Source organism: Sulfurisoma sediminicola (genome assembly GCF_003865015.1).
Lineage (GTDB): Bacteria > Pseudomonadota > Gammaproteobacteria > Burkholderiales > Rhodocyclaceae > Sulfurisoma > Sulfurisoma sediminicola.
Genome location: NZ_BHVV01000006.1, coordinates 529,484 through 539,424 on the forward strand (window position 1 = coordinate 529,484; position 9,941 = coordinate 539,424).

Annotated in this window: 12 protein-coding genes; 6 read left to right on the top strand and 6 right to left on the bottom strand. The window is 68.0% G+C overall.

Going from position 1 to position 9,941, the window contains the following annotated elements; genetic code table 11:
* Positions 1–71 precede the first annotated feature (71 nt).
* Together EJE94_RS11440 and EJE94_RS11445 are read left to right on the top strand one after the other, a co-directional pair.
* Positions 72–1,529, top strand: a complete 1,458-nt coding sequence (locus EJE94_RS11440; protein ID WP_121241584.1) for an efflux transporter outer membrane subunit — start codon at positions 72–74, stop codon at positions 1,527–1,529.
* Between the two features lie 7 nt (positions 1,530–1,536).
* Positions 1,537–2,172, top strand: a complete 636-nt coding sequence (locus EJE94_RS11445; RefSeq protein WP_121241586.1) for a trimeric intracellular cation channel family protein — start codon at positions 1,537–1,539, stop codon at positions 2,170–2,172.
* 18 nt (positions 2,173–2,190) lie between these two features.
* Here the strand turns inward: EJE94_RS11445 and EJE94_RS11450 are convergent, their stop codons facing one another.
* From EJE94_RS11450 to EJE94_RS11470, 5 genes are all read right to left on the bottom strand, one after another.
* Positions 2,191–5,238: an error-prone DNA polymerase gene (locus tag EJE94_RS11450; protein ID WP_121241588.1), complete on the bottom strand. Its 3,048-nt coding sequence runs from the start codon at positions 5,236–5,238 to the stop codon at positions 2,191–2,193.
* Between the two features lie 69 nt (positions 5,239–5,307).
* Positions 5,308–5,508, bottom strand: a complete 201-nt coding sequence (locus EJE94_RS11455) for a type II toxin-antitoxin system VapB family antitoxin (RefSeq protein WP_121241590.1) — start codon at positions 5,506–5,508, stop codon at positions 5,308–5,310.
* A gap of 18 nt (positions 5,509–5,526) precedes the next feature.
* Positions 5,527–5,826, bottom strand: coding sequence for an addiction module antidote protein (locus EJE94_RS11460; RefSeq protein ID WP_121241592.1), 300 nt, complete (start codon positions 5,824–5,826; stop codon positions 5,527–5,529).
* A 5-nt stretch (positions 5,827–5,831) separates the two neighbouring features.
* A complete protein-coding gene (locus tag EJE94_RS11465) occupies positions 5,832–6,128 on the bottom strand; it encodes a type II toxin-antitoxin system RelE/ParE family toxin (RefSeq protein WP_121241593.1) in 297 nt (98 codons plus the stop codon).
* Entirely contained in the window at positions 6,125–7,183 is a 1,059-nt protein-coding gene (locus EJE94_RS11470; protein WP_370685662.1) for an integron integrase, read from the bottom strand. The genes EJE94_RS11465 and EJE94_RS11470 overlap by 4 nt, the downstream gene beginning before the upstream one ends.
* Positions 7,184–7,375: 192 nt before the next feature.
* Between EJE94_RS11470 and EJE94_RS11475 the strand changes: the two genes are divergently transcribed.
* The 4 genes from EJE94_RS11475 to EJE94_RS11490 all read left to right on the top strand — a co-directional run bounded on the left by EJE94_RS11475 (position 7,376) and on the right by EJE94_RS11490 (position 9,005).
* Entirely contained in the window at positions 7,376–7,618 is a 243-nt protein-coding gene (locus EJE94_RS11475) for a type II toxin-antitoxin system Phd/YefM family antitoxin (protein WP_121241595.1), read from the top strand.
* On the top strand, positions 7,615–7,878 hold the full coding sequence (locus EJE94_RS11480) for a Txe/YoeB family addiction module toxin (protein ID WP_121241597.1): 264 nt from the start codon (positions 7,615–7,617) through the stop codon (positions 7,876–7,878). Before EJE94_RS11475 ends, EJE94_RS11480 begins: the two co-directional genes overlap by 4 nt.
* A 145-nt stretch (positions 7,879–8,023) precedes the next feature.
* On the top strand, positions 8,024–8,470 hold the full coding sequence (locus EJE94_RS11485; RefSeq protein WP_121241598.1) for an SRPBCC family protein: 447 nt from the start codon (positions 8,024–8,026) through the stop codon (positions 8,468–8,470).
* Positions 8,471–8,687: 217 nt separating this feature from the next.
* The gene (locus tag EJE94_RS11490; protein ID WP_121241600.1) at positions 8,688–9,005 is read left to right on the top strand and encodes a DUF805 domain-containing protein; all 318 of its coding nucleotides are present in this window, start codon (positions 8,688–8,690) and stop codon (positions 9,003–9,005) included.
* Between the two features lie 32 nt (positions 9,006–9,037).
* On the opposite strand, the gene EJE94_RS14660 is transcribed toward EJE94_RS11490, so the two are convergent.
* Positions 9,038–9,941: DNA polymerase Y subunit UmuC family protein (locus EJE94_RS14660; protein WP_502697168.1), on the bottom strand; the 904-nt coding region annotated here is incomplete at its 5' end.

The window sequence follows — 9,941 nt, forward strand, 5'->3', positions numbered from 1 at the left end:
CGCTCACATTCGTTCGCTGCCCCCCACCGGGGGGCGTATGTCTCCTTGGGGCGGCCCTGCGGAGACATTCCATGAATAAGCTGCTGCCCCTGTACGCCACGGCCGCACTCGCCCTCACCCTCTCGATCTCCGGCTGCTCGCTGGTGCCCGAGTACCTGCGCCCGGCGGCGCCGGTGCCGGCCGATTGGCCGACCACGACCAGCGCCGCCAACGGCAAGACCGCGCTGAAGTTCTCCGACGACTGGAAGGCCTTCTTCCCCGATGCCACGCTGCAGGCGCTGATCAGTACCGCGCTCGAGCACAACCGCGACCTGAAGATCGCCGTCGGCCGCGTCGACGAGGCCCGCGCGCTGGCAGGGCTGGCCCGCGCCGACCGCTACCCCACCGTCGACGTCAACGCCCAGCGCTCGGCCGGCCTCACGCCCGCCGACCTCTCCGGCACCGGGCGCGAACTCTCCACCCAGCGCTACGACGCCGCCTTCGGCATCACCGCCTTCGAGCTCGACTTCTGGGGCCGGGTGAAGGCGCTCGACGACGCGGCGCGCGCCAATTTCCTCTCCAGCGAATACGCCCAGCGCTCCTTCCGCCTGACGCTGATCAGCGACGTCGCCGCAAGCTACTTCAGCCTGCGCGAACTCACCTTGCGCACCGCGCTGTCCGAAGCCACGGCACTGACGCGCAAGGACAGCCGCCGCCTGATCGAGAAGCGCCGCGACGTCGGCCTCTCCGGCGACCTCGACTTCTACTCCGCCGACGGCGCCTGGCAGGCCGCGCGCGCCGAGACCGCCAACCTCGCGCGGCAGAAGGCCGCGGCGGAAAACGCCCTGCGCCTGCTGGTCGGCAGCAATCTCCCGGCCATCCTCGACGCGGCGACCGCGGCCGACGCGGCCTTCTCCCGCAGCGCGGCAAGCGAGGTCGCCGTGGCGCCGCCGCCGAGTTTCGCCCCGCCGGCCGAGATCGCCGTCGAGCTGCCCTCCGAGGTGCTGCTGCGCCGGCCCGACGTGCTCGCCGCGGAACAGAAACTCCTCGCCGCCAACGCCAACATCGGCGCGGCGCGCGCCGCCTTCTTCCCGCGCATCTCGCTCACCGGCGCCGTCGGCAGCGCCAGCCGCGAGCTGTCCGGCCTGTTCGACTCGGGCAGCGGCGCCTGGAGCTTCATCCCGCTGCTGAAGTGGCCGATCTTCGACGCCGGCCGCACCCAGGCCAACGTGGACCTCGCCGAGGCGCGCAAGGTCATCGCCGTGGCCGAATACGAGCGCACGATCCAGCAGGCCTTCCGCGAGGTCGCCGACCTGCTCGATGCGCGCACCCGCTACGCCGAGCAGCTCGCGGCACTCGAAGGCGCGGAGAAGTCGCAGGCCGAGCGGCTGCAGCGCGTCGATGCCCGCTATCGGGCCGGCGTCTCCAACTACCTCGAGCTGCACGATGCCCAGCGCGAACACTTCCTGGCGCAGCAAGCCATGCTGGCGACACGGCGCGCCTGGGCCGCCAACGCGGCCGGCCTCTACAAGGCGCTGGGCGGCGCCTAGCCGGTCCATGACGGTCGCCCCGCAGGACCTGATCTACTGGGTCGGCATGGCCGCCGTGGCGGTCACCGCCGTGACGGCCGTGCTCGAGACCGAGGACAAAGGCATGGATCTGGTCGGTGCGATCATCGTCGGACTGGCGGCCGGCCTCGGCGGCGGCACGCTGCGCGACCTGCTGCTGACGCGCCAGGTGTTCTGGCTCGGCGACCCCGCCTACCTCGTCTGCGGCCTCGTCGCCGTGGCGGCGACCTTCGTCGTCGCCCGCCGCGTCCGCCTGCCGGCGGGCGTGTTCGTGATTCCCGACGCCATCGGCCTGGCGCTGTTCACCGTCGTCGGCGCGCGCGTTGCCCTGGCGCTGGACGTGCCGTGGCTCGCGGCATCGCTGCTCGGCGTCGTCACCGGCGTCTTCGGCGGAGTGCTGCGCGACGTGCTGGTCAACGAGGTGCCGCTGGTGATGCGGCCTGGCACGCTCTACGCCACCGCCTCATGGTGCGGCGCGCTGGCGTTCATCGCCATCGAAACCCTCGGTGGCGGCGAGGCCGTGGCCATGGCGGCCGGCGGCCTCGTCGTGTTCGGCATGCGGCTGGCCGCCATCCGCTACCGGCTGCGGCTGCCGACCTTCCATTCGCGCGGGCCGAGCGACTGAGCGTTCGACGCGTCGCGCTCAACAAAAATCACGACTGACCACCTCGAGCCGACCGAGCAGTTCGCTGTGATCGACGAGGCGCTTCGCGATCAGATGCACCACCGCCCCTTCGCGCTGCAGCACGCCGAGCACGCCGAGCAGCCGACTGCCCAATAACGCCTCCCGCTGGCGCTCGGCCAGCTTCGCATGGACGATGACATTGGCGAGTCCGGTCTCGTCCTCGAGCGTCAGGAAGATCACGCCGCTCGCCGTGCCCGGCCGCTGGCGGCAGGTGACCAGCCCGGCGCAGCGCACCGGCCGGTTGTGTGGCAAGGCACGCAGCGCCGTGGCGTCGACGTAGCGCAGCGCGGCGAGCCGCGAACGCAGCAAGGTGAGGGGATGGCGGCCGAGCGTGAGGCCGAGGCGGGCGTAGTCGGCGATAATCTCCTCGCCCTCGCGCGGGGCCGGCAGTTGCGGCACCGCCTCCACCGTCGGCACGCCGAGGAAGAGGTCGCGCTGGAAGGGCACGGCGGCCGCCTCCCACGCCGCCGCGCGGCGATGGCCCGACAGCTGCGCCAGCGCGCCGGCGGCGGCAAGCCGCTCGAGGTCGCCGCGGTCGAGCCGGGCGCGGCAGGCGAGATCGACGAGGTCGCGCAGCGGCGCTTCACCTCGTGCCGCCGCGATGCGCTCGCCCGCGCCCTGCCCCAGCCCCTTCACCCGATGCAGCCCCAATCGCACCGCCGCGCCTGCGAGCGTGCTCTCCCAATCGCTCGCCGTGACATCGACCGGAAGAACCTCGACGCCGTGGCGGCGCGCGTCCTGCACCAGTTGGGAGGCCGAATAGAAGCCCATCGGCTGGCTGTTGAGCAGGCCGAGCAGGAAGGCCGCCGGCTCATGGCACTTGAGCCAGGCCGAGACGTAGACCAAGAGCGCAAAGCTCGCCGCGTGCGATTCCGGAAAGCCGTATTCGCCGAAGCCCTCGATCTGCCGGTAGAGGCCATCGGCGAACTCGTCCGGGTAGCCGCGCGCCCGCATGCCGGCCAGCAGCTTGTCGCGGAAGGGTTCCAGCCCGCCCTTGCGCTTCCATGCCGCCATGGCGCGGCGCAACTGGTCCGCCTCGCCCGGCGTGAAGCCGGCGGCGACCACCGCGAGCTGCATCGCCTGCTCCTGGAAGATCGGCACGCCCAGCGTGCGCTCGAGCACGCCGCGCACCGCCTCGGACGGATAGCTCACCGGCTCCAGTCCCTGCCGCCGCCGCAGGTAGGGATGCACCATGTCGCCCTGGATCGGCCCCGGGCGGACGATGGCGACCTCGATCACCAGGTCGTAGAAACGCGCGGGCTTCAGGCGCGGCAGCATGGCCATCTGCGCGCGCGACTCGATCTGGAACACGCCGACGGTGTCGGCCTTGCGGATCATGGCGTAGGTTGCCGGGTCCTCGGCCGGAATGTCGGCGATGGCGAGACGGCGGCCGCGCTTCGCCGAAACGCAGTCGAGTGCGCGCCGGATGGCCGAGAGCATGCCCAGCGCCAGCACGTCGACCTTCATCAGCCCGAGCGCGTCGATGTCGTCCTTGTCCCACTGGATAACGCTGCGCTCCGCCATCGCCGCGTTCTCGATCGGCACCAGGCGGTCGAGCCGCCCACGAGCGATGACGAAGCCGCCGACGTGCTGCGTCAGGTGCCGCGGAAAGCCCTTGAGTTCGCCGGCCAGCCACAGCCACTTCCGCACCCGCGGGCTCTCCGGGTCGAGCCCCACGGCAGCAAAGCGCTCGGGCCAGTCCTCCCGCCGGTCCCACCACGACAGGCTGGCTGTCAGCGCGTCGATGGCGGCGAGGTCCATGCCCAGCGCGCGGCCGGCGTCGCGCAGCGCGCCCTTCGTCCGGTAGGTGATCACGGCCGCGGCCAGCGCCGCGCGGCTGCGACCGTACTTGGCGTAGATGTACTGGATCACCTCCTCGCGCCGCTGGTGCTCGAAATCGACGTCGATGTCCGGCGGCTCGTTGCGCTCCTTCGAGACGAAGCGCTCGAACAGCATCGAGGCGCGCGCCGGATCGACCTCGGTGATGCCCAGCGCGAAGCACACCGCCGAGTTCGCCGCCGAGCCGCGCCCCTGGCACAGTATCCCCGCGCGCCGCGCGAAGCCGACGATGTCATGCACCGTGAGGAAATAGGCCTCGTACTGCATCTCGGCGATCAGCGCGAGTTCGTGCCCGACCTGCGCGCGCACCTTGTCCGGAATTCCGCCCGGATAGCGGCGCAGCAGCCCCGCCCCGGTCTCGGCGCGCAGGTATTCGGCCGGGGTCATGCCCTTGGGCACGATTTCCTCGGGATACTCGTAGCGCAGCTCGTCGAGCGAGAAGCTGCACAGCGCGGCGACCTTCAGCGTCTCGGCCAGCAGCCCGGGCGGATAGAGCCTTGAGAGCCGCAGCCGGGACCGCAGGTGGCGCTCGCCGTTGGGAAACAGCGCGTGGCCGGCGCGATCCACCGTGGTCTTGAGACGCAGGGCGGTCAGCGCATCCTGCACCGGCCGGCGCGAGCGCGCGTGCATATGCACGTCGCCGGCCGCGACCAGCGGCAGGCCCAGCGTTTTCAACTGCGCGAGCCGCTCGGCATCGTCGGGCGCGAGATGGCGCCCGAAGGCGATCCAGCAGCGGTCCGGGAAGCGTTCGGCCAGCCAGCGCGCATCGGCCCCGGTGGCATCTGCCGGCGCCACCCACAGCGCGATGCAATCGGGAATCCCCTGCGCCAGATCGCCGCGCGTGAGGCGATAGGCGCCCTTCTCCGCGCGTCGCCGCCCCAGCGTCACCACCGCCGAAAGGTTGCCGTAGCCGGCGCGGTTCATCGCCAGCAGCACCAGCTTCATGCCGCAGGCGAGCACGACTTCGGTGCCGACGATCAGCCTGAGCCCCGCCGCCTTCGCCGCCAGGTGCGCCCGCACCACGCCGGCGAACGAGCACTCGTCGGTGATCGCCAGTGCCGCGTAGCCCAACTCGTGCGCACGCCCCACCAGTTCCTCGGCGTGCGAAGCACCGCGCAGGAAGCTGAAGTTGGAAAGGCAGTGGAGTTCGGCGTAGGCGGGAAGCATGGGCGTCCCCGGCGCGGAATCAAAGTGCAGAGCGAAGGCCGTACAGCATGACCAAAAGGTCGAATTTCGTCAGCGAGAGCTGCCGATCCTCATGGCATCGAGATCACCTTGCCACTCCAACTTGCCGCGGGATCGGCGCATTTCTGCCTGTCGGGTCAGTTGAAGGAGAGTGCGCAGTCCGAGCTCGATGGCCTCCCGCTTGGTTTTCGCTCCGGTCACACGAAGGGCTTCCTTCATCAACCTGTCGTCAATCACAACGGTGGTACGCATGACGTACAGTTCCTTAATTTACCTACGGCTGGCTTCGGCATGCAGTTTCAGTCCCAGCGCGCTGACAACCCGAAGCACAGTATCGAAGCTGGGGCTGCGCTCGCCCGAGAGCGCCTTGTAAAGGCTCTCTCGGGACAAGCCGGCATCCCGCGCTACCTGGCTCATGCCCTTGGCTCGAGCAATGTCGCCCAGCGCCTTGGCGATGAACGCGGCATCACCATCGGCCTCTTCGAGGCAAGCCTCGAGATACGCCGCCATCTCCTCGGGCGTCCGGAGGTGCTCGGCGACGTCATAACGAGTGGTAGTGGTCCTGGCCATCGTGGCTACTCCGAAAGGTCGCATGCGAGGCGCAACGCCGCCTTGATGTCCCGGGCCTGGGTACTCTTGTCGCCACCAGCTAGCAGTATGATCAACTCGCGCCCTCGTTTCGTGAAATAAACCCGGTAACCGGGTCCGTAATTGATCCGCAATTCGGAGACGCCTTCGCCGACAGGCTCCACATCCCCAGGATTCCCTGACGCCAGTCGTTCGATCCGCACCTGAACGCGCGCCCTCGCCTGAAGATCGCGCAGGCCATCGAGCCAGCGGGCGAAGACCTCGGTCTTGCGAACCTCAATCATGATGAAATGTATCCCCCTGGATACACCCTGTCAACGGCGACGACAAAATCACGCGACGCCCCTCCCACGTCGAGCGGGCTGACCACTCCTCGCCCACCCCGGTTCAGCACATGGGTGTAGATCATGGTCGTCGACACGTCGGCGTGGCCGAGCAGCTCCTGCACCGTACGGATGTCGTAGCCGCCTTCGAGCAGGTGGGTGGCGAAGGAATGGCGCAGGGTGTGCGGCGTGGCCGGCTTGACCAGCCCGGCTTCGCACAGGGCCTGCTTGATGGCGCGCTGGATGCCGTGGTCCAGCAGGTGGTGGCGACGCACCGCGCCCGAGCGCGGGTCCGTCGACAGCGTCGCCGACGGGAACACGTATTGCCAGCCCCATTCCCTCCCCGCCCCCGGATACTTGCGGTCCAGCGCATAGGGCAGGCCGGTCTCGCCGCCACCATCGCGCAGGTCCTGCTCATGCAGTGCCAACACGCGCGCCAGATGATCCCGCAGCGGCCCGGCGAGCGTCGCCGGCAGCATGGTCACCCGGTCCTTGAAGCCCTTGCCGTCGCGTACCAGGATCTCGCCGCGCGCGAAATCCACGTCCTTCACGCGCAGGCGCAGACACTCCATGATGCGCATGCCCGTGCCGTAAAGCAGGCTCGCCACCAGCCAGTGCGTGCCCCGCAGCCGCCCGAGCAGCGCCTGCACCTCGTCGCGCGTCAGCACCACCGGCAGCCGCTTCGGCGCCTTGGCCTGCTGCACGTTGTCCAGCCACGGCAGCTCGACCTCCAGCACCTCGCGGTAGAGGAACAGCAGCGCGCTCTTGGCCTGGTTCTGCGTCGAGGCGGCCACCCGTCCCGCCACCGCCAGATGGGTCAGGAAGGCCTCGACCTCGCCCGCTCCCATGTCGCGCGGATGCCGCTTGCCATGATGCCGAATAAATCGTCTAATCCAATCTACATAAGCTTGCTCGGTCCGCAGGCTATAGTGCTTCAGACGAATCTTCCCGCGCACCTGGTCGAGCAGCCGGGGCGCAGAAAGCGAGCCGGACGGTGAAATCAGCGCATCCATCATTAGGTCCCCCTAAATTCCGACAACCCATTGATGGAACAAGCATAGCACAAACTACTGTATTTTTATACAGCCACCCGTCGGAAAGTTTTCCGACTTTTAGGCACTACACATTACGTTGGGCCTCTTGATGAGCGGATTGACATAGCGTACGCGAAAGCGTACCGTATTAGCTCCAAGAGAAGGAGATTAAACATGGCAACCCTTACTGCGAGTGAAGCCCGCGCCAACCTGTATCGCCTCATCGACCAGACGGCTGAGTCACATCAGCCGATCCACATTGCCGGAAAGAGAACCAGCGCGGTTCTCCTCGCTACCGAGGATTGGGACGCGATTCAGGAAACGCTCTATCTGCTTTCGATTCCTGGCATGCGCGAATCAATCAAGGAGGGTATGGCTGAGCCTCTTGGCAAGAGTGCCAAGGAGCTTAAGTGGTGAGTTGGCACGTCCTCTACTCGAAGCATGCGCAGAAGGACGCGAAGAAACTGGCGGCGGCCGGCTTGAAGGACAAAGCGAAGGAACTACTAGCTGTTCTCGCTGCCGATCCCTTTCAAAACCCGCCGCCGTACGAAAAGCTCGTAGGCGACTTGGCCGGTACCTACTCGCGACGCATCAACATCCAGCACCGGTTGGTTTACGAGGTGTTTGCCAAGGAGCGCGTTGTCCGTGTGCTTCGCATGTGGTCGCACTACGAATAGAGGCCCAACCCATCGTTGCAGGGGACGCTCCGCCTATCGGCGCCGCATCCCTGAACCAGGACGTTGGACGTCACAGCCCGGCAATGCCTATCAACGCCGTAACGCCAGGCCTCCGCCGAGCGACGATTTAAGAGGAGAAACGTAGATGGCTACAGGTACAGTGCGACTGCATCGTGTGCTCCGCGCGCCTCCGGAGCGTGTGTATCGGGCGTTCCTGGACGTCGACGCAATGGCAAAGTGGATACCGCCATACGGCTTCACCTGCAAGGTTCACCACATGGATGCCAAGGTCGGCGGCACCTTTCGGATGTCGTTTACCAATTTCACATCAGGGAACGGCCACTCCTTCGGTGGCGAGTATCTCGAACTTGTTCCTCACGAGCGGATTCGCTACACCGACAAATTCGACGACCCGAACTTGCCGGGAGAGATGAAGGTGACGGTCGCCTTGACGAAGGTGTCCTGTGGCACCGAGATCAACATCATGCAAGAAGGGCTGCCTGAAGTTATTCCCCTTGAGATGTGCTACCTCGGGTGGCAGGAATCCCTTGCGCAACTTGCAACGCTCGTCGAACCCGAGATCCCCGGCTAACACGCGACCTTCGCCTTCGAGCGCCGGCCATGAGGGCCGCTGGCCGTCGTCTCGCCGAACCTGCGCGAAAAGTCGCGCCGGTCGCCGACTGCAGGCGTTAGACTCCGCCATGCCTTTCCCGCAGCGCCGTTGATGCAGCGCGCTTTCCAGGTGCCGCATCCCTGATCCAGCAGACCTCGCAGCCGCTGTTCCCATCAACCATCGCAGGAGGCATCCCATGACGTTCATCGAATCGCTTCGCACCTGCTTCTCGAAATACGCGGACTTCAACGGGCGCGCTTCCCGCCCGGAATTCTGGTGGTGGACGCTGTTCACCTTCCTGGTGTCGATGGCGACCGGCATCGTCAGCGAGATGCTGTCGGGGCTGTTTTCGCTGGCGGTGCTGCTGCCCTCGCTCGCGGTCGGAGCCCGGCGGTTGCACGACACGGACCGCAGCGCCTGGTTCCTGCTGCTCTGGTTCATTCCGGTGATCGGTTGGCTCATCCTGCTGTTCTGGGCGATCCAGGAAGGCAGGGAGCCCAATCGCTATTCATAGCCCGAGCAAGGTCGCATTCCCTGCCGCTGCGCTCAGGCGAACCAGCCGTGAAGGTACCAGCCGCCCGGCGCGCGCAACTCGCGGAAGATCCAGGCCCAGCGCGAGTCGGCGGTGAGCGCGACGAAGTAGTCGCGGCGGACGTCGCTGAAGAGTTCGCCTTCCCCCTTCGCTTCCCCTGACTGCCACCAGCCGGACTCGATGCGCTCGGGGCCGGCGAGCAGGCGCAGCGCGCCGCGGCGCCAGGGCCGGCCATCGACCTCGGCCAGCGCCTCGGGCCGTTCGAGCAGCCAGAAGGGGCGCGGCGGCGCGGCGATGACGCCCGCCGCCGTGCCGCCGGAGCGCCCCGCAGGAAGTACCCTTGGGGTGCAGACTTTTCGGGTGGCGCATTCCGGGCGGTGATCGGCGTGCGGCGCGAGGCCGTAGACGCTGTCCTCGCCGAGGCGCGCGCGCAGCCGCTCGACCAGCGCGGCCATGGCCGTGGCGGCGAGGCTGCCGCCGCCGAACAGCGCGCCGTTCTTCCCCGGCAGGGCCTCGACGGTTTCGGCCTTGAGGCGCAGCGCGGCGACCGGCGCCGTCAGCGCCAGGCGCTCGAGCCGCTCGCGCAGCACGCGCTCGAAGCGCCGGGAATCACGTGTCGCTTCGGCGAAGCGCAATACGAGGTGCGTGGCCTCGCGCGCCGAGTGGGCAAGCTCGAGCACGCATCCATCGACGCCGCCCTGGCGCAGTTCGAGCCAGCCGGCGAGCGCCGCGGTGAGGCGCCGTGCGACGAAGAGCAACGCGGCGGCGGCCTCGACCGGGGCCGGCATTTCGATCTGCTGCGAGAATTTTTCGGGGAAGGCGAAATCGGGCCGGGGGTCGGCGGCCTCGCCGTAGGCGCGGGCGATGGCGAGCACGGCTTCGACCCCGTGCGGCGCCAGTCGACGAGCGAGGCCGTCG